Origin of the sequence: Spirochaeta isovalerica, from assembly GCF_014207565.1 — a bacterium.
Taxonomy (GTDB): domain Bacteria; phylum Spirochaetota; class Spirochaetia; order DSM-2461; family DSM-2461; genus Spirochaeta_F; species Spirochaeta_F isovalerica.
In genome coordinates this window covers 710,072-729,009 of sequence record NZ_JACHGJ010000001.1, presented here as the reverse complement: position 1 = coordinate 729,009, position 18,938 = coordinate 710,072, and the positions used below count along the sequence as shown (strand labels likewise).

Sequence of the window (18,938 nt, the reverse complement as noted above, 5' to 3'; positions counted from 1 at the left end):
CAGATGACAAAGGTATATAGCAAAATCGAATCTATCGCCGGTAACGTTATTTCCGTTTACGCCGACGGTATTAAATACGGAGAGCTGGCTGAGGTCTCCACCAGCTTCGGTAAATCTCTGGCCGAGGTTATCAAGTTGGACGAAGGCCTTGTTTCGCTCCAGGTATTTGCCGGAGGCCGGGGTATCTCCACGGGAGACGAAGTACGGTTTCTGGGACACCCTATGAGGGTTTCTTTTTCCGACAATCTGATGGGACGGATCTTTGACGGTTCCGGTGTTCCCAGAGACAATGGACCGGAGCTCAGTGAAAATCTGATCGAGATCGGCGGTCCTTCCTTCAATCCCGCCAAGAGAATCATTCCCCGGAACATGATCCGGACCGGTATTCCCATGATCGATGTATTCAACTCGCTCGTCGAGTCTCAGAAACTTCCGATTTTCTCCGTATCCGGAGAGCCTTATAACCAGCTGCTGGCCAGAATAGCCATGCAGGCGGAAGTTGATATCATCATCCTCGGGGGAATCGGGCTCAAATACGATGACTACCTCTTTTTCAAAGACACACTGGAAGAGGGGGGAGCCCTCAGCAGAACAATCATGTTTATGCATACAGCATCCGACCCTGTCGTAGAATCTCTTATGGTTCCCGATATCTCTCTGGCTGTGGCTGAAAAATTCGCACTGAAAGGTAAGAAAGTCCTGGTTCTCCTGACCGATATGACCAACTTTGCCGACGCGATGAAGGAAATCGCCATCACTCAGGAACAGGTTCCCTCCAACCGTGGTTACCCCGGTGACCTCTACTCCCAGCTGGCTTCCCGTTATGAGAAAGCCGTTGATATCGAAGGCGCCGGATCGATTACGATTCTCGGTGTAACCACCATGCCAGGCGACGATGTAACCCATCCCGTACCGGACAACACAGGATACATCACCGAAGGCCAGTATTACCTGAAGGGCGGTAGAATCGAGCCATTCGGATCTCTTTCCCGTCTGAAACAGCAGGTTAACGATAAAACCAGAGAAGACCACAGAGCGCTGATGGATGGTATGATCAAGCTCTACGCTCAGTACAAAGACTCTCTTGAGAAAAAATCCATGGGATTCCATATGTCCAGCTGGGATGAAAAACTCCTGAAATACGGAGAAGCTTTTGAATCGGGAATGATGGACCTTACGGTCAATATTCCCCTTGAGCGAGCCCTTGACCTTGGTTGGGAAATCCTCAGCGATAGTTTCGCTCCTGAAGAAACAGGACTCAAGTCCAGTCTTCTGGAGAAATTCTGGCCTGTAAAGGAAACCGTATAAGATATGGCAAAAGTAAAGCTGACGAAAAATGAGCTGAAATCTCAAAAAGACGCTCTGAAAATGTTCAGCCGCTACCTTCCGACCCTTATTCTCAAGAAGCAGCAGCTCCAGTTGGAAATACGCCAGGTGGAAATGCGGCAGAAAGAGGTTCAGGCGAAGAAAGATGCCATAAATGAGGATTTCAGAAGCTGGATTGGAGTCTTCGGCGAAGATGTCGGAATCGACGGTTCACTGATTAAAGTGAAGTACGTGAAAACAGACACGGGCAATATCGCCGGTGTGGAAATTCCCGTATTCGTCGGTGCCGAATTTGAGCCGGTCAGCTACGATCTTTTTGAGAAACCTCTGTGGGTGGATAAAGCGGTTGAAAAACTTCAGCAGGTCATGCTGTTTGATCTGGAACTGAAAGTTCTGGATAAACAGGTCGAACTGCTGGCCAGGGAGCTCAGGACGACTTCCCAAAGGGTTAACCTTTTTGAAAAAGTCAAAATTCCCGAGACCAAAACGAATATCAAGAAGATTTCCGTGTATCTGGGCGATCAGCAGACTGCTGCTGTTGTCCGCGGAAAGATTTCGAAAAAGAATCTGGTAAAGGTGTCATAGTTTATGATTGTACCAATGAAAAAGGTTCATCTTGTAACCCTCGAATATGAGAAAGAGAAGAGTCTTATCAAGCTGAGGAAAGCCGGTGTTCTCCATCTGGAGAGATCATTCGGAACCAGCGAGGATCTGGATAAAATGGAATCCGCCAGAACGGAATCCGAACAGATTCTTTCTTTCCTTGAAAACGATAAAAAAATCCTTCAGAAAGAGCTCAAAGGTTACGAGATTCACAGCCTTAAAAATAAAATCCTTGAACTCGGCCGTAAAAAAGTCGAGCTGGAAGATGAAAGGGATACTCTTGTCAAAGAGATTTCGCGCATCGAAATCTGGGGTGAGTTTGATCCCGCCGATATAGAGATTCTCCGGTCGAAAGGGATAGATATCAGACTCTATCGTCTCTCCAAAGACGAATACAAAGGGCTGTCTTCCGATTTTGAATCCTTCACATTAATGGAGTCGAAGGCGGGGATACTGGTGGCCATTGTCAGTCTGGAAGGAAAATTTCCGGAAGATCTGGAGGAATTTGATCTTCCCCGGTTCGGCATAGTCGAATTGAAAGACAATCTCAAAGAGAATGGCGAAGCCTATCAGTCGGTGAGAAGTGAATTAAAAGAGCTCTCGGTATTTAGACATATCCTGGAAGAGGATCTGGAAAAACTCAAACACGATATTGAGTTCGAGAAGTATAAGACCGGAATGGGAGTTGATGAAAGTCTCGTTTACCTGACCGGATACATCCCTGAAGATAAAGCCGACGATTTGAAAAACCTTGCGGCTCAGGAACAATGGGCTCTGTCTCTGTCCGAACCGGAAGAGGAAGATCACGTCCCGACGCAGGTGAAAAACAACAAGCTGGTCAGCATAATCCAGCCTGTTTTCGATATGCTGGGAACCATACCCGGCTATCAGGAATACGATATCAGCGGATGGTTTCTTCTTTTCTTTGCTGTTTTCTATGCGATGATTATCGGAGACGGCGGTTATGGACTTATATTCCTGAGCCTTGCCGTGCTCATTCATTTGAAAACGAAAAAGATGATCCCCATACTGGGACTTCTCTACCTCATAAGTACGACGACGATTATCTGGGGAGCGATTACGGGAACCTGGTTCGGTTCGATGACAATCGCATCTTTTCCCTTCCTGAAAGGATTGATTATCCCCCAGATCGCCAGTTTTCCCGATATTCTGGAAAACAGTAATTTGACATCAGCAACGACACAGCAGGTTATAAAGACCATGTGTTTCATCATCGGAACCATTCACCTGAGCATTGCGCACATCAAGAACTTCCTGAAACAGATGCCCGGTCTCGCTTCCATCGCCCAGCTCGGTTGGCTGAGCATGGTGTTGGGACTGTACTTTCTGGTTATGCAGCTTGTTCTCGGCGTGGGACCGACTCCCGACTTCGCCATTTATATGATTTTCGGAGGACTGGGATCGGTATTTATCTTTGGTGAACAGGAACCCGGCGTGAATTTCTTCAAAGGCGTACTGAAAGGTCTGGGAGGTTTTATCACGACGTTCCTCGATGGAATCGGTGCTTTTTCCGATATCATCTCCTACATCAGGCTTTTTGCCGTAGGATTGGCATCGGTGGCAATCGCCGCTAGTTTCAATGCCATGGCTGCGCCGTTGATGCATGGACCCGCTATAATTGGAGCTGTTGTTATCTTGCTGCTTGGGCATACGCTTAACCTGGCTATGGGACTTCTGTCGGTCATCGTTCACGGTGTGCGACTCAATATGTTGGAATTTTCGGGCCATCTCGGAATGGAATGGGCCGGAATTAAATATGAGCCTTTCAAGGCTCGCGAAGACGAAAAATAAAATTGAATAATTTAAAGGAAAGGGGTACTAAATGGATCTCGGTAATTTAGGTTTCGCTGCAGCAATCGGTCTGGCAGCAGTTGGTTCGGCTCTCGGAGCCGGTGCGGCAGGTCAGTCTGCAATTGGTTCATGGAAAAAATGTTTTGCTAACAACAAGCCCGCGCCGTTTATGCTGGTAGCTTTTGTCGGAGCGCCTCTGACACAGACTATCTACGGTTTCATTCTTATGAACGCCATTATCGCTTCAACCATGCCTTCTCTGTATAAACTGGCAGCCGGTGTCTTCGCCGGTATCGCTATGGGTTACTCCGCTTATATGCAGGGGAAAGCAGGAGCTTCGGCAGCCGACGCTCTCGCTGAAACAGGTAAAGGTTTCGGTAACTACCTGATGGTTCTGGGACTTATAGAAACCGTAGCGCTCTTCGTTATGGTTTTCGTAATGGGTGTAATGTAAGTAATTCCCGACCTGATCAAATAGAGGGCTGTCGTCTTTTGGGCGGCAGCCCTTTCTTTCTTTACTAGCTGCCCATATAATGCATATAATCGAAATATGGATTCCACTGAGTTTATTCGCGACTTTACTGAATGGATTAAAGAAAACACATCAATTGAAGCTCTCTATATCTATCCTGACAAAGGCAAAACCGCATTCATTGTAATAACTTCAAATAAACGGATGTTTCTTCAGAATTTTATGATCTTTTCCGACTACGACAGAACCACCTACTGTAAGTTGTTCAATAATGATGATTTGCCGTACCTTGAAATTGAGTTCAGATCAGGGCACGAAGCTCTGATTGAATTTGTTTCTGAAAATTTTGAAATAACAGACAATATGAAGGTCGTTTTTGACAAAAGATAAGTATATTGTTTTATCTCCGGATAATTTTCTGTTCCGGAAAGCGGACAGACTCGTTAAGAGAGCCTTAAAAATCCGTAAAAAAAAATCTCAAACCATTTTACTCCTGTCTGCTGAAAAAAAATGTCTGAGTCATGATATTCAGAGAGATATTCCTGATATCGATCTCTCCGTAGCAATGGAACATTCGATTTTCGCATCTCTGACTGACCCGAACCGCTATAATTTCCGCTTTGCCGGACAGTTCGCTCAAGGACTGTCTTTGTTCGAGTTTTTTGACTCCGATAAAAAGGAAACATTCAGATTGAAAAAAGAAACCCGTTCCCTTTTTGAAGATAGTCTGTTTCACTATTATTCCGGCCAGCATATACGAGCGTACGGAGGTTTTTCCAATGTCCTTAAAATTCATGGAGCCGATACTCTCGCGCAATACTATATGAAGTTATGTGAAAAATTATTGGATAAACCGGACGATTCGGATATATAGTGAAATATGATTTCTAAGAAAATACTCCCGCTCTGTCTTTTGGCTGTTTTAACCTCCTGCACCTCCATGCCTGAAGCTGATCCGGGGCGTGGACTTGAGAGAAAGTCTCTCTACGAACAGCATATCGAAGGCGCCATGGCAGGCAATATCTCCGATCAGATTGAAGTTGGAAAGGCTTATGAAGAGGGAGCCGGTGTTCCCGTTGATTTTGAACAAGCTATGGCGTGGTATAAAAAAGCCTCAGCCAAAGGGGATCCGGAAGCTTATTTCCACATCGGACAGCTTTACGAGAGAGGCCGGGGAGTTCCGGTAAGTGAAGAAGATGCCAGAGAATGGTATTATTCAGCGGCTGTAAACAGATATGTCCCGGCTATCAGGAAACTGATTATTATACTGGAAGGTCAGGAAAATGAGCAGCTGCAATGGATCCGTAAAGGAGTTGAAGCTGAAGATCCCTATTCATATTATCGCTATGGACTTATTCTTGAAGAAACAGACCGGGAAGAAGCGTTAAAACTGTTCCGATCGGCCGATGCGGTGGAAGACGCTTCAGGTAAAGCTTTAATCGCCATATTATCGCTTGGCGGGAAACTGAATGCTTACTCTGACCATGAGGCTCTTGAAATTCTCCAGAGGGCTGTTGATGATGGAGATCCCCGTTCGCAGGTCTTTCTCGGATGGCTATACGAATTCGGTGATAGCTTGAAAAAATCATCGGAAAAAGCTCTTGAGCTGTATGAAAATGCTGCGCGATGGAATTCGCAGCTGGCTATATTCAACCTTTCGCGATTTTATGGAGAAGGGATTGGCGTCGCGGAAAATACGGAGCAATCAAATTTATTCTTCAGCCAGCTTGATAATCGCATTTACCCGCCTTCCTACTATGATTTGCTCGATTACGCCACCAGGCGCAGTAATACTGAACAGCTTCGGGTCCTGTATCGTTTTAAAGCGTCTCAGGGTGATTCTGCCGCTCAATACGAATTGGGAAAACTCTCTGATCGTGAGGATGCTTTCCAATGGTTCTGGCTAGCAGCACAGGAGGGATATGTTCCGGCTATGGTGGAGCTCTCCCGCGTGTATCTCGCTCCCGATACATCAATGTTCGACCCGGTAGAAGGGGCGGCCTGGTTAATGGTTGCCGAGAATTCCGGATTTGAGGATGAAGATTTCACAATTTCAAAAATTGTATCGGATTTTTCAGAAGAGGAGAAATTGCAGGTCAGCGAGCGCTTTACTGAACTATTTTACCGGGACCCGGAAGTCCCTCTCAGGGGTAACATTCCGTAGATCAGTTAACCTTGCATTCTTTCAATCTCTCTTTCAACAGAACCATCCTATCGGAAACCGGAGTCTTTGATTTCTGCTCATGAAAAAGTTTATCTATTTCATCGTAGAAATTATTCCACTGTTCCCGCTCCCGAAAAAACTCTCCGGCTGGAAAATTTTCAAGATCCAGCTTGTCGAGCAGTTCTCCGAGCCTGATTTTACCTAATTCCAGGATGTTTTCAGCTCTGTCTTTCTCTCCAAGTTCAAGATGTTCCAGAATTTTAAAAATAAGTCGCATATAGGAAAGTGTTACGGGATAATGGCTAATGTAAGATCCTGTGAAGGGATATGTGCTTTTTTTCGTGCGGTCGATACCGCCGGGCAGAGCCTGCGCATAATAGCTGAAATAGATAAGCCGCAGGATATCCGCTATATACGTTCCATCTTTAGCCGCTTCGATTGATTGCCCGGCAAATGCATGCTTGTCGTGACGCATGATCAGCCCGTCTTCATGAACATAGCGCAACAGGGGAGAAGTCTCGCTGTTGAGTACTGACAGAAGATAAGCCTGATCTTCAGCTCTTCCGATAAAGGCCGGTGTGAAAGGGCGGTATTTCATAAGGGCGTCGACCAGGATTCCGTTCGTCCCTCCCGTTACATGGATGCGGCTTATAGCCTGTTTTTTACCGTCAATACCGCTTTTTTCCCCATATCTGGTCATCATCTCTGCTCTTGTTGACAGGGCCATGGTCAGGTGTTTGAAAAAAACAAGATCGCTTGCGGGAGCGGTCCTGTCGGGCATGGATACATCGGGAGTAAAAAGCGATGCGGCTATATCGCCTTCGTTGACCAGCGCGCCGGCTATCATCGATAAGGATACAGATTTTCCTTCTGCATCTGAACCTTCCGCGCCCCACAGTGGTGTCATGAAGTGTTCGAATGCTGACTTACCGGTGTATTTTACCAACTTTTCCTGGGGGAAAACCTGATCCAGATCAATTTTGAATGTACCTTTGACAGAGGGATTTACTGCCAGTTTCCATAAGACATTGACGGATTTGAGGAAGTTATAATGTCTTCCGTATTTTCCATCAACACCGAAAAACTCGCTAATGGATTCTGAATTTCGGCTGTATGTTGCCAGAATCTCCTTTGTATCTTTTTCAGTAAAGATATAAATATTGAGATCGGGAAAACCACCGGCTTTTTCCAGTTCATAACTGATATAGGGCGCTGCTATTTCCTGAAGACCCTTGTGTGTGACGGAAACTGACAGGAGAACATCCAGTTTTGCATCATGCCTTGACGTTCCCCGTTTTTTTTCAAAAGCAAGAGCCTCTGAAAGGCCTTTCAAGCCATATATTATTTCATTTTTTTCGGGAACTTCTCCCATCTGTACCGGATGGTCGAACCAGTATAGCTGCTTCTCTTTCATTATATCCGGGATTGCGTTTATCACAGATTCCGGCAGATCAAGATTTTCGAGCGGAATGTTCCGGTCAGGCACTGTTAAGAGTATATTTGAGGTAAAGGTCATTTCCAAAGGGATGTCAGTTATGGGCGTGCTATTGAGTTTTGATATGGATATTATACGGTTGCTGCGGATTTCCCGGATTATCTCATCAGAATTCCTTTTTAATAGTCCTGCTTCGGGAAAAAAGAAGTCCCAATAAATTTCCCAGGGATCATGGGAATCATCAGCGGAAGGAAGCTCTCTGCCTATTTCTTTCCGTATTCTGGAGAGAGCTTTAGAAAAGAAGGGATCGCTCACATCGGTGCCGTCAGAAAGGGCGTTTAGAAACTCCTGCAGAATACCGGAACCCTCGGGGATTGTGTAATTTTCTGCTATTTTTCTGAAAATGGAGAATTTTATATGACTCATAAAATAATTATCGATTAATTTTCCGGAATTCGCCAATTGCGAATTTGACCTTTTGCCTGTCTCTTAGTAATATCTCTTAGCAATCAAGGGAGTACAAAAAGTAAGATATGTCAAGGAAAAAAATGTTTTTTCCTGTCGCCTTGTTAATTCTTTCAACCTTACTGCTTTCTTTCTCATTTCATTTCTTTTCCGTTACTGAAACTGCGGGCAGAAACTCTGCGGTTTATGTCGATTCGGATGAAGTGAAAGCTTTTTTTGAGAGAAGAGAGCAGAACAGATCAGACGCGGCAGTTACGATTGAAGAAAGCCGTGTTATCGCAAGCGACTGGATTAAAAAAGAGAGACTGAAGATAAACAGCAGATTCTTCTATAGAAGAAGATCATATGAGCTCATATCCAAAAGCATCTTGTCATCCAAAAACTATGAAGAGCTTAATTATCATCTGTCCAGGCTGCCCGAAACGGAAAAGCAGGCCTATGCCACATTAACGATCGATCGTTCAAATATCACGACTATGGATCACTACGAATCTTCAATCCCCGGATTGATTTATCCCGTTGAACTACCCGGTGAAAACAATACGGGAGAAGATTTGCTGATTACCAGTTTTTTCAGCAATAGGAGAGTCTCTCCGCTCGGTTCAGGAGGAGTCAAGCCTCATCTTGCTGTTGATATCATCAATATCGGTAACATAGAGTACGTCTCGAGAACGGGAGATCTGGTCAGAGAAGAGAATCATCCCGGATATGTGGTTTCCGTAGCCGACGGTGTTGTCAAAACCATAGAATATAATCATATCTACGGCTGGAATGTAACGGTAGAGCACGACAGGAATCTCATACCTTACCAGAGGAGAAGAGGCGTAAAGAGCTTTGAAACCTTTTATTCCCATCTGGATAAAAACATTCTGGTCAAAACCGGAGATGTCCTGGTTCAGGGGCAGAAAATTGCGGCACTGGGTAACTCCGGCTTATCGACAGGCCCGCATCTTCACTATGAAGTGAGACTGAATAATGAAGATGGAAAGACGGTAAATATCAATCCATATCCCGGTTCGGAATGGTAACTTGAAATAAATCCTCCAAGGGTTCAGAATGGGCTCTGGAGGATTTTATGCTTTTCAACACGTACAAAGGCCTTCCCCGGTCTGTCTACATCCTCTTCCTGGCACGCATTGTCAACCGCCTGGGGGATTTCGTAAAACTGTTTCTCACACTCTATCTGACCCGCTATCTGGGCATGAATGAAGCTCAGACCGGTACTATCATTACGCTGATCGGAATATTTTCCGTCCTGGGTACGATGCTGGGCGGCAAAATTACAGATCATGGCGATAGAAAGATAATCCTGATCATCAGCCAGGGGCTTTCCGCGTCCATCGCGGCGATTTGCGGATTCATGCCCGACAGCCCCATGCTGCCTTATGTTCTCATTCTCTTTAATTTTTTCAATGGTGCAGCCAGGCCGGTTAACTCTGCTATGCTGACGGATCTGACAACCCCGGAAAACAGAGGAAAAGCTTTTTCGCTCTTATATCTGGGTATTAATATCGGTGTTTCCGTCGGACCGCTCCTGGCGGGATTCCTTTTCAATAATTTCAGACAGTGGATCTTCTGGGGAGATTCCCTAACCACCTTTCTCTCCATTATCCTGATTATCCTCTTTGTTCCATCTATCAGAAAGGAGAATATAGTAGTCTATTCGGAGAAGGAGAAAGCCGAGAAAGGCCATATATTCTCTGCGATTTTAAAGCGCCCTGTTTTGCTGATCTATACTTTGCTTATTCCTCTGACATCATTTATATACAGTCAGCATTCTTTTTCTCTTCCGCTCCTGCTCGAAGCCAGGCTCAATGACGATGGAGCCCGGTTTTTCGGAATCATCATGTCTGTTAATGCCGTAACAGTACTCATTCTAACGCCTTTGCTCACATCTGTACTCCATAAAGTCAAACCGCTGATTAACATGTCAATGGGCCAGCTTTGCTATGCCATAGGCTTTGGCATGCTTTATCTGGCCATAGACAACCCGGTTTTTTATCTGCTATCGACCGTTATCTGGACTCTGGGAGAAATTCTGAATGTTATCAATTCCGGTGTTTTCGTCGCCAATCACACTCCTGTGAATTACAGAGGGCGGTTCAGCGCCTGGTTTGCCACTGCCAGAACAATAGGACATACGAGCGGTCCCCTCATATCGGGACTCATACTGAATTCCTATGGAATGCCGGTCATATGGATCACCTCTTTTATCATCGGGTTGGCGCTTTTCTTTTCCTATCGTTATCTGGATGTTTTTGATAGTAAGAAATAAGCAGAAAAATTTGATGTTTTCATTTTTGTATAACTATAATAATGGAGTAGGTGTACCAAATGAAGACAAAATTATCGATTTCTATCAAAATCATCAGCTTTTCCGCTCTGCTGCTCGTTCTGATTAATTTTTCTCAGTTTTTCTTCGTCAGAACTGTTTTCCGGTCCATTATTGAAGAGGAAAAGGAATTTCAGTTCAATGAAAAGGTGAATATCGTTTTTCAGACGCTGGAGCAGGGGGAACGCAGTCTTATCGGTACCCTTGACGCTCTGAATTACAGTGACGATATCAGCGCCACCCAGCAGTTTCTCTGGAATGCCTCTTCGATTGAAGGGGAAACTTCAGCGCAGCAGGAAAAACGCTTCAGAGAGCTGTTTCAGAATGATGCAGTCGAGAATCTGGAGAAAGCCTATTACGGTGATGATAATGATTCTGTCGTCCCTTTTATATTGAATGCCGATGGAAGCATAATCATGCATAAAGATCTGAATCGGGGATCGATGGAACTTGGTCAGAAAGACTATGTCCGGAAAGTTCTGGATCTGAAAAACGGGAGCCTCGATTATCGCGATGATGGCGAGGAATACTGGATTGTTTTCAGGACCTTCGACTCCTGGGGATGGACTGTCTGCTATACCATAAGTTTCAGTGAAAAATATTCAGCAGTAAACAGTTTCCGCGACAGGTATATTCCAATACTTCTCGCGGGATTAATCATTTTTCTCGTTTTGATTTTTATATCGTTGAGAACTCTTCTGAAACCGTTGAAACGTGTAGAATCGAAAATCAGAGAGATATCCAGTGGCGAAGGTGATCTGACGCAGGAAGTCGAAATCCACTCATCCGATGAGGTCGGGAAATTGGCGACCAGTTTTAACAGCTTCATCAGTCAGTTGAAAGTCATAGTCATCAATATCAAGAAAGCTGCTTCCACCACACTGAAAATCAAAGACGACCTCGGCGGGAATATGATGGAAACCGTTACAGTACTCGAAGAAATCTCCGGCAATATGTCAAATATGGAAGGACATATAAATAAACTGGATGAGAATATCTCCACATCAGTCTCAGCGGTAGGACAGATCGAAAAGAATATTTCCCAGCTTAATGACCAGATGCAGGAACAGTCATCCATGGTCCGGGAAACATCCGCATCGGTGACGCAAATGATTTCATCAATAGATAACGTGTCCAGGATAACGAAAGTCAAATCCCAATCCTCGGAACAGCTTCTGGCGACTTCGGAAAAAGGTGGAGAACAGCTCCGTCGAACCGGTAATATCTTCCGGAATGAAATAGGCGCCAATGTGGATAAAATCGGTGAGATGGTAGCCGTCATCAGCAGCATATCCTCAAAAACGAATCTCCTGGCAATGAACGCGGCCATAGAGGCGGCACATGCCGGTCAGTCCGGTCTGGGATTTGCCGTTGTGGCGGATGAAATCAGAAAACTGGCTGAAGAATCAAATCGTCAGGTAAAGGAAATCAAGGAAAGTATCAAGGGTATTATTTCCGGAATCGAGCAGACAGAGAGGAGCATGGGTGAAACCGATTCCGCTTTTGCTGTAATCGGTTCGGAAATAAGGGAAGTGGTAAGCGCGCTTTCGGAGATTTTTGCCAGTACGGAGGAACTGTCCATAGGAGGCCAGCAGATACTGGAGGCCATGACATCTCTCAATGATATAACTGTTCATATCAGCACAGGCTCCGAAGAGATGTTGAGGGGTTCGGCGGATGTGAACAGTGCCATGAATGATGTCAAACGGATATCTCATGAAGTGGCGAATGGTATGCGTGAAGTGGTTGTGAATACCGAAGGAGTAAACCGCGCCATGAGTTCAATCTCCCGTCTTTCTGAGGATCTGGGTGCCAGCAGCGAACGCCTGGGTAATGAAATTAATCGATTCAAAACAGATTAAAACGATAATCGTTTATTATGCACTTTAATTTGATGAAAAGCGTAGAACAGGTCTTGATTATATAAACTTCTGGATATATTGTATTATACGGATTCCATATCTGAGAGGTAATACAATGACCAGGAATAAAACGACAATCTCCCTGAAAATCATTTTCGTTTCAGCAGTTCTTCTGCTTGGTGTGAATATCGGGCAGTATCTATTCGTCAATTCGACGCTGATGGGGATTATCCGCCTTGAGAAAGAGACCCAATTCAATGAGAGCGTCAATGTTGTATTCCAGAATCTGCAGGAACAGGAGCGTATGCTTCAGGAAACGGTGGAAGCGGTCGACAAACAGAATATTTCTTCCCTGACGGGAAAACTGCTCTTCGAATCAGGAACAGATGGTGGAAATTCGGTACAGGAAATGAAAAACAGATACCGCCCTGAATATCAGAGGAATGCGGTCGTCTCTCTGGAAGCTGTTTATTTCAATAACAAAGATCAGGTCGTTGTTCCCTATATAATCGACCGTGCCGGCTATACGATCATGCATAAGGAACTTGGCCGGAATTCGGGAGATTTGAAAGATTATGATTATATAAAAAGGATTCTTGAAATACGGGACGGTGATTTCGATTATACCGTTGATGGTCAGGATTACTGGGTCGTTTTCAGAACATATCCCGAATGGGGATGGACAGTTTGTTATACAATGACCCAGGATCAGAAGTTTGCCGCGGTCAAAGAATTTAAAATATTCTATATTCTTCTGCTGTCCGGAGCTCTAGCCGTATTTCTCCTGATTATTTTCTTCGCTATAAAAAAGCTACTTAAGCCTCTCTCCTCTGTAGAATCCAAAATTACTGAGATTTCATCGGGAGAAGGGGACCTCACTCAGGAAATCATTGTCAGATCCTCTGATGAAGTGGGACTGCTGGCTAACAGTTTCAATTCATTCATAAATCAGCTCAAAGCCATTGTCATTAATATTAAGAACGCCTCCATGCAGACATTACGCATTCGCGACGAACTGGGAGCCAATACAGAAGAGACGGCTTCGGCGCTCGTTCAGATTTCGACAAACGTTTCCAATATGAGGAATCACATTACAAAACTCGATGAGAATATCATATCCTCAGTCGGTTCCATCGGCGAAATCGATTCCAACATTTCCGGTTTGAACCGGCAGATGCATGAGCAATCAGCTATGGTTCGACAGACCTCCGCATCGGTTACGGAAATGATTTCATCCATTGAAAGCGTTTCCAAAATAACCAGAATGAAATCCGAATCTTCTGAACAGCTTCTGAAAACCTCTGCGGAAGGTGAGGAGCAGTTGCGTAACACAAGCCGCATATTCAGAGCTGAAATCGGTGATAATGTGGATAGAATCGGCGATATGGTGTCCATCATAAGCGCCATTGCCTCGAAAACGAACCTTTTGTCCATGAATGCCGCCATCGAAGCAGCTCATGCGGGGGATTCCGGACTGGGCTTTGCCGTGGTCGCTGATGAAATAAGAAAGCTGGCGGAAGAGTCTTCCCGACAGGTCAAAGAAATAAAAGAGAGCATCAAGGGAATCATCCAGGGGATAGACGATACGGAAAAGAGCATAACGACAACCGACGAAGCGTTTCATATGATTAAGTCTGAAGTGGGAGAAGTCGTCAGTGCTTTTTCAGAGATTTATTCCAGCACGGAAGAGCTTTCGGTCGGTGGACGTCAGATCCTCGAGGCAATGACCTCTTTGAATGATATAACCGTTCATATCAGCACCAGCGCGGAAGAAATGGAGAGGGGATCGGCTTTCGTCAATAAGGCGATGGAAGACGTCAGACGCATTTCCGGAGAAGTCACCAACGGTATGGATGAAGTTGTCCGCGGAACAGAAGAAGTCAACGAGGCCATGAGCGAAATCGCCGGCTTATCCATTCAGCTGGGTGAAAGCAGCGATAAGCTCGGCATAGAAATTAACAGGTTCAGAACCGAATAGTTTCAGTAACTGCTTGTACTTTTATCCCAGGGGATAACAAAATCGATTCTTGAAGCGACTTCCTCCATCTGCGGGTCATCGTGGTAGAGCATGGGAGCGCTGTTCCATGAAACGGCGCCGTTATTATTGGTGAAGCGGTAGGCTTTGTGGTGTTGAGCTTCGATATTCAATGAATCATCACTATAATTCATCTGGAGTTCGCCATTGCAGATGCAGACATAGGTATTATCCGGATCTTCGACGCGGGCGTAGAAAACAGTCCCTCTCACTCCGGCAGTCGTTGTGGGTGTCGACACCGTAAAATCTCTCATTTCCCTGATCAGTTTATCCAGTTTGTTGAATACGGCGCTGATACCTCCCTGCTCGAGTACGATATCGCTTTCGGTCCAGTTTATACGGGTTATGGTCAGTTCATCGAGACGGAATACGTTCGCGTCTTCAAAAACAACCTCGCAAAAAGCGCCCGGGCCAGTTTCCAGGGTGTCGCTGTTGTTTACGGTGTCTCCAATATTGGCTTCTCTGCTGTTCAGAAGAACGTCTCCTTCCATATAGGCTATTTTTCCTTTTACTGAGGCTGAAGATGATCCCGAAGATCCCTGATTCCCTGATGGGAATGCGAAAGTTGTAATCAAAGTGAGGATGATGAATATGGCAGTATTGGTTCTGTTGTTTTTCATTTGGGTCTCCTGTTAGCAAGTATAGGGGATTATTGGTTTTTTTTATAATAAAGAAGTCATTTTATCAAAAAAATAGAGAGTCGTCTGCTCAGGGGCATTATTATTCCCTCTTGCAGTGTAGCTATGTTAACTATTTGCATATAGAATTATATATATGAACGAAAATAAAAAAATTGACGAGAGAGCCGCCCTCGGACAGGCGCCGGTCAGCTCTCTTCTGGTGAAACTATCCATACCGGCGACCGTCGCCATGGCGGTTAACGGTTTATATAATCTTGTCGATACCATTTTTATCGGACGGGGAGTGGGAACCGATGCCATTGGCGGACTGGCTCTCGCTTTTCCGGCACAGATGATAGTCATGGCATTCGGAATGTCCATCGGACAGGGATCGGCTTCCATTGTATCAAGGGCTCTGGGAGCCGGGGAAGACAGCCGGGCCAGGCGTGCGGCGGGAAATGCTTTTGCTCTGGCTCTGTTTCTCGGTCTGGCGACATTTATATCAGGAACTCTTCTTCTGGAACCTCTTCTTAATCTTCTGGGAGCGAGAGAACCCCTGAGAGATCACGCGACAGAATATTTAAAGGTCATTCTTGTCGGCTCGCCTTTTATTGCCATGGCCATGGTTTCCAATAATCTTCTCCGAGCCGAGGGGAAAGCGAGAGTTTCCATGACTGTCATGCTTATCGGGGCTGTGACAAATATCATTCTGGATCCGCTTTTTATATTTGTTTTTAAGATGGGAGTCGCCGGAGCCGCATGGGCTACAGTTTCAGGTCAGTTTCTCGCTTTTGTCTACGCATCGAGGTTCTTTTTACTTCGCCGTTCCCTGATTCAGGTCCTGCCCAAACACTGGATCCCCAAAGGCAGTGTGCTCAGGGAAATTGTCGTGCTGGGCATTCCGTCTTTTATACGCCAGTCCGGGCAGAGCATTGTTTCAATTATGGTAAATAATCTTCTGGGATTATATGGCGGAGCCATTTTTATCTCAGCTTACGGAGTCGTCAACAGACTTATAATGTTCCTGTTCATGCCTCTTTTCGGTCTGATTCAGGGATTTCAGCCCATTGCGGGGTTCAATTACGGTGCCGGTTTGTTCAAGAGGGTGCTTAAAACAGTTAAAATCACCTTATTATATGCATCAATTTATACTACGGCAGGTTTTTTCATTCTTATGCTTTTCCCGCGGAGTATTGCCGCCGTATTCAGCAGCGATCCGGATCTTCTGGATACAGTTGCGGTCGTTATACGTTATGTCGTCGCCATATTCCCTCTCGTGGGAATGCAGATCGTCGGCGGGACGTATTTTATGGTCGTAGGTAAAGCTGTTCCTTCGCTGGTTCTCAACCTCGCCAGGCAGTTTCTGCTGCTTATTCCGCTGCTCCTGATACTGCCGCCGGTTCTCGGACTTCAGGGGCTGCTGCTTACATTCCCTCTGGCCGATGCCCTTGCTGCAATTATCACGGGAGTTTGGTTCTCTCTTGAACTCAAACATCTGAATAGAGAAGCCGGATAATCAGTAATCTGTCTCCGGAATTTTCAGTTTCCCGAAATCCGGAGCCAGTTTAATAGTATTATCCGACAGGGAACAGGGAATTCATTTTTTCATAATCCCCTGTCTCAAGTACAACACCTGATGCGGCTGCATTGGATTCGAGCTGCTCTATCGAAGTCGCGCCTACTATGACGCTTGATATTCCCGGATTCTGCAGAATCCAGGCCAGAGATAACTGCCCGATTGTCAGATTATATTTTTTGGCAATTTCGCCGAGCGAATCAACTCTGTTCAGCAGCTCGATATCGCCGATCTGATCTTTCATCCACATGTTCTGTCTGTCGTTTGATCCCCGGCTTCCCGCGGGTACCTTTCCACCGGAATATTTGCCGGTCAGGACTCCCTGGGCGAGCGGTGAGAAATTACAGGTCCCCATACCCAGTTCAACACACTTGGGAAGAATTTCCTTTTCGATATTTCTGGCCAGCAGATTGTAAAGGGGCTGATTGACAACCGGGAGATGCCATTGTCTTTCCGTACAGATTTTGTGGGCTTCGGCGATTTGTTCAGCAGTCCACTCACTTGTTCCCCAATAGAGAATCTTACCCTGTCTGATCATATCTTCAATGGCTTCCAGTGTCTCGATAAGCGGCGTTTCAGTATCATAACGGTGACAGTAAAATAGATCGACATATTTCAGTTTCAATCTGTCGAGACTGAGATGGATCGAATCGATCACATGCTTTCGGCTCAAGCCTTTATCGGTTTCATGTTCAGACTGTGGCCAGTAAGCTTTAGTCGCAACGACATACTGGCTTCTTTTTCTCTGAGGCAGAATCTCTCCCAGCAATTCTTCCGCTTTTCCCTTTTCATAAGCATCGGCGGAGTCGAAATAATTGATACCCAGTTCAATAGCTCTGTTTATTATCTTTTTCGCTTTGTCCAGTTCCACCTGATTGGCAAAAGTGAGCCAGGATCCGTAAGCAATTTCGCTCACACTGAGTCCTGTGTTTCCAAGTTTTCTGTATTTCATGAAATAATATCTCCTATATTCAATAAATCTAATAAAGATTATAGGCAAAGAAAAGTTTAATTTCTCACTTATTCGATATCGCTCATGCCCACACCGGTGATTCCGTTGAGCATAACGGGACAGCACTCAACATTGACCTCGAAAATATCTTCTGATTCAGTCAGGGATATTCAGCGTCGCTTACCCTTTTCCGGTCGATGGGTCCAGAACATATCAGAAAGAAGCGATGTTCCATAGCATCCCTTTTTTTTTCTGCAAAGGAATATGTAACTGATGGTTCTGAAGGATGGAATCTCTCAGGCTTTCCATCGAGTCCCTGTCCCTCAGGTATTGCAGTTTGCCGATAAAAGTTTTCACGTTTCTTCTGACAGGCACTGTGGCAAGCTGACTGTAGCGTCCCTGAAAGAAATAGAGATCTCCCTGCTTTATCCTGTAGGCAAGGGGGATCTGTCTGATAACCTGTTTGCGAATGCTTTCATCGATATCTTTGTTAAGCAGATTAAAAAATATTCTGTCCCCGGTGCAGAGAAGAAAACCATTCTGATGGGGGATCTTACTGATATCAACATTCACCCGGCCTTCCTCTTTTATAGTTATTTGGAATTGAGGGAAATCTCTGTTGATACGATTCATATGCTTTTTGAAAAGCGGTCCGTGGATTTTACCATCTTTCCTGAATTCTCCGGAGACAGCCATATAGACATGAATCATTTCGTGTATAAGGGTTTCAGTATACTGCTTATCGCTACATAGAAAAAAACGGCTTATGGTTATTGCGAAATCATAAGTCCCGTCTCTATTGAGGGAAATTCTTGTTTTTCCGAGATTGGTACGTGAGTTGTTCCACTTTACCGGTATGGTCTCAGGCAAAGAATTGTCGAAAATCTTTCTGTTCAGGATACTGTATTCTTTTGATAAATCCATGCTGCTCATCAGTCAATATTATGAATGCATATAGAGGGATTAACAATAGCAGGAGACCGCAAAGGTTCTCTCCTGCTATCATATCTCTGAGAAAAACATCAACTATACATTCTGCAGATACTCCCGGGGGGAGACTCCTTCGGTTTTCTTAAAAACCTTGCTGAAGTAGTAGGGGCTCTCAAAACCGAGTTTTTCGGAAATCTCATAAATCTTCCCTTCTCCCCGCACAAGCATTTCCTTCGCCGCGGAGATTCTTACGCCGGTGATATACTCCACATAGTACCTGTCGGGTCTGTTGCAAAAACCTGTTCCATTATCTCTTCTCCATCGGCCAGAAGACAGAACTGGTTCCCCGGGCAT

17 protein-coding genes are annotated in these 18,938 nt (G+C 45.1%); 12 read left to right on the top strand and 5 right to left on the bottom strand.

Going from position 1 to position 18,938, the window contains the following annotated elements:
- Positions 1–3 precede the first annotated feature (3 nt).
- The 7 genes from HNR50_RS03060 to HNR50_RS03030 all read left to right on the top strand — a co-directional run bounded on the left by HNR50_RS03060 (position 4) and on the right by HNR50_RS03030 (position 6,377).
- On the top strand, positions 4–1,308 hold the full coding sequence (locus HNR50_RS03060; protein ID WP_184743538.1) for a V-type ATP synthase subunit B: 1,305 nt from the start codon (positions 4–6) through the stop codon (positions 1,306–1,308).
- A 3-nt stretch (positions 1,309–1,311) separates the two neighbouring features.
- Positions 1,312–1,911, top strand: a complete 600-nt coding sequence (locus HNR50_RS03055) for a V-type ATP synthase subunit D (protein ID WP_184743535.1) — start codon at positions 1,312–1,314, stop codon at positions 1,909–1,911.
- Between the two features lie 15 nt (positions 1,912–1,926).
- A complete protein-coding gene (locus HNR50_RS03050; protein WP_184743532.1) occupies positions 1,927–3,741 on the top strand; it encodes a V-type ATP synthase subunit I domain-containing protein in 1,815 nt (604 codons plus the stop codon).
- A gap of 31 nt (positions 3,742–3,772) precedes the next feature.
- On the top strand, positions 3,773–4,195 hold the full coding sequence (locus HNR50_RS03045; RefSeq protein WP_184743530.1) for a V-type ATP synthase subunit K: 423 nt from the start codon (positions 3,773–3,775) through the stop codon (positions 4,193–4,195).
- A gap of 96 nt (positions 4,196–4,291) precedes the next feature.
- The gene (locus HNR50_RS03040; RefSeq protein ID WP_184743527.1) at positions 4,292–4,603 is read left to right on the top strand and encodes a hypothetical protein; all 312 of its coding nucleotides are present in this window, start codon (positions 4,292–4,294) and stop codon (positions 4,601–4,603) included.
- Positions 4,590–5,087 (top strand): hypothetical protein, encoded by a 498-nt coding sequence (locus HNR50_RS03035; protein WP_184743524.1) that lies wholly within the window; start codon positions 4,590–4,592, stop codon positions 5,085–5,087. The genes HNR50_RS03040 and HNR50_RS03035 overlap by 14 nt, the downstream gene beginning before the upstream one ends.
- A 6-nt stretch (positions 5,088–5,093) precedes the next feature.
- Positions 5,094–6,377 carry a tetratricopeptide repeat protein gene (locus HNR50_RS03030; RefSeq protein WP_184743521.1) on the top strand — a complete coding sequence of 428 codons (1,284 nt, stop codon included), beginning with the start codon at positions 5,094–5,096 and terminating at the stop codon, positions 6,375–6,377.
- Position 6,378: 1 nt separating this feature from the next.
- On the opposite strand, the gene HNR50_RS03025 is transcribed toward HNR50_RS03030, so the two are convergent.
- Positions 6,379–8,238: a hypothetical protein gene (locus tag HNR50_RS03025; RefSeq protein WP_184743518.1), complete on the bottom strand. Its 1,860-nt coding sequence runs from the start codon at positions 8,236–8,238 to the stop codon at positions 6,379–6,381.
- Between the two features lie 107 nt (positions 8,239–8,345).
- Between HNR50_RS03025 and HNR50_RS22155 the strand changes: the two genes are divergently transcribed.
- The 4 genes from HNR50_RS22155 (at position 8,346) to HNR50_RS03005 (ending at position 14,449) form a co-directional block, all read left to right on the top strand.
- Positions 8,346–9,305 carry a M23 family metallopeptidase gene (locus HNR50_RS22155; protein WP_221439776.1) on the top strand — a complete coding sequence of 320 codons (960 nt, stop codon included), beginning with the start codon at positions 8,346–8,348 and terminating at the stop codon, positions 9,303–9,305.
- A gap of 47 nt (positions 9,306–9,352) precedes the next feature.
- Entirely contained in the window at positions 9,353–10,552 is a 1,200-nt protein-coding gene (locus HNR50_RS03015) for an MFS transporter (protein ID WP_184743515.1), read from the top strand.
- Between the two features lie 59 nt (positions 10,553–10,611).
- Positions 10,612–12,471, top strand: coding sequence for a methyl-accepting chemotaxis protein (locus HNR50_RS03010; protein WP_184743512.1), 1,860 nt, complete (start codon positions 10,612–10,614; stop codon positions 12,469–12,471).
- A gap of 115 nt (positions 12,472–12,586) precedes the next feature.
- Positions 12,587–14,449 (top strand): methyl-accepting chemotaxis protein, encoded by a 1,863-nt coding sequence (locus HNR50_RS03005; RefSeq protein WP_184743509.1) that lies wholly within the window; start codon positions 12,587–12,589, stop codon positions 14,447–14,449.
- Between the two features lie 2 nt (positions 14,450–14,451).
- Here the strand turns inward: HNR50_RS03005 and HNR50_RS03000 are convergent, their stop codons facing one another.
- Positions 14,452–15,126, bottom strand: coding sequence for a FecR family protein (locus tag HNR50_RS03000; RefSeq protein ID WP_184743506.1), 675 nt, complete (start codon positions 15,124–15,126; stop codon positions 14,452–14,454).
- Positions 15,127–15,280: 154 nt separating this feature from the next.
- Here HNR50_RS03000 and HNR50_RS02995 point away from each other — a divergent pair, with 154 nt between their 5' ends.
- A complete protein-coding gene (locus HNR50_RS02995; protein WP_184743503.1) occupies positions 15,281–16,642 on the top strand; it encodes an MATE family efflux transporter in 1,362 nt (453 codons plus the stop codon).
- A 58-nt stretch (positions 16,643–16,700) separates the two neighbouring features.
- Here HNR50_RS02995 and HNR50_RS02990 read toward each other — a convergent pair whose 3' ends face one another.
- The 3 genes from HNR50_RS02990 to HNR50_RS02980 all read right to left on the bottom strand — a co-directional run bounded on the left by HNR50_RS02990 (position 16,701) and on the right by HNR50_RS02980 (position 18,938).
- Complete coding sequence (locus tag HNR50_RS02990) at positions 16,701–17,654, bottom strand: aldo/keto reductase family protein (RefSeq protein ID WP_184743500.1); 954 nt, start codon at positions 17,652–17,654, stop codon at positions 16,701–16,703.
- A gap of 213 nt (positions 17,655–17,867) precedes the next feature.
- Entirely contained in the window at positions 17,868–18,587 is a 720-nt protein-coding gene (locus tag HNR50_RS02985; RefSeq protein ID WP_184743497.1) for a SprT-like domain-containing protein, read from the bottom strand.
- Between the two features lie 93 nt (positions 18,588–18,680).
- The gene (locus HNR50_RS02980; RefSeq protein WP_184743494.1) at positions 18,681–18,938 is read right to left on the bottom strand and encodes a helix-turn-helix transcriptional regulator; all 258 of its coding nucleotides are present in this window, start codon (positions 18,936–18,938) and stop codon (positions 18,681–18,683) included.

Bases quoted from the DNA above. Each gene is read 5' to 3' on its own strand.
- HNR50_RS03060 (WP_184743538.1), top strand. From the start codon at position 4: ATGACAAAGGTATATAGCAAAATCGAATCTATCGCCGGTAACGTTATT.
- HNR50_RS03055 (WP_184743535.1), top strand. From the start codon at position 1,312: ATGGCAAAAGTAAAGCTGACGAAAAATGAGCTGAAATCTCAAAAAGAC.
- HNR50_RS03050 (WP_184743532.1), top strand. From the start codon at position 1,927: ATGAAAAAGGTTCATCTTGTAACCCTCGAATATGAGAAAGAGAAGAGT.
- HNR50_RS03045 (WP_184743530.1), top strand. From the start codon at position 3,773: ATGGATCTCGGTAATTTAGGTTTCGCTGCAGCAATCGGTCTGGCAGCA.
- HNR50_RS03040 (WP_184743527.1), top strand. From the start codon at position 4,292: ATGGATTCCACTGAGTTTATTCGCGACTTTACTGAATGGATTAAAGAA.
- HNR50_RS03030 (WP_184743521.1), top strand. From the start codon at position 5,094: ATGATTTCTAAGAAAATACTCCCGCTCTGTCTTTTGGCTGTTTTAACC.
- HNR50_RS03025 (WP_184743518.1), bottom strand. From the start codon at position 8,238: ATGAGTCATATAAAATTCTCCATTTTCAGAAAAATAGCAGAAAATTAC.
- HNR50_RS22155 (WP_221439776.1), top strand. From the start codon at position 8,346: ATGTCAAGGAAAAAAATGTTTTTTCCTGTCGCCTTGTTAATTCTTTCA.
- HNR50_RS03015 (WP_184743515.1), top strand. From the start codon at position 9,353: ATGCTTTTCAACACGTACAAAGGCCTTCCCCGGTCTGTCTACATCCTC.
- HNR50_RS03010 (WP_184743512.1), top strand. From the start codon at position 10,612: ATGAAGACAAAATTATCGATTTCTATCAAAATCATCAGCTTTTCCGCT.
- HNR50_RS03005 (WP_184743509.1), top strand. From the start codon at position 12,587: ATGACCAGGAATAAAACGACAATCTCCCTGAAAATCATTTTCGTTTCA.
- HNR50_RS03000 (WP_184743506.1), bottom strand. From the start codon at position 15,126: ATGAAAAACAACAGAACCAATACTGCCATATTCATCATCCTCACTTTG.
- HNR50_RS02995 (WP_184743503.1), top strand. From the start codon at position 15,281: ATGAACGAAAATAAAAAAATTGACGAGAGAGCCGCCCTCGGACAGGCG.
- HNR50_RS02990 (WP_184743500.1), bottom strand. From the start codon at position 17,654: ATGAAATACAGAAAACTTGGAAACACAGGACTCAGTGTGAGCGAAATT.
- HNR50_RS02985 (WP_184743497.1), bottom strand. From the start codon at position 18,587: ATGAGCAGCATGGATTTATCAAAAGAATACAGTATCCTGAACAGAAAG.
- HNR50_RS02980 (WP_184743494.1), bottom strand. From the start codon at position 18,938: ATGCCCGGGGAACCAGTTCTGTCTTCTGGCCGATGGAGAAGAGATAAT.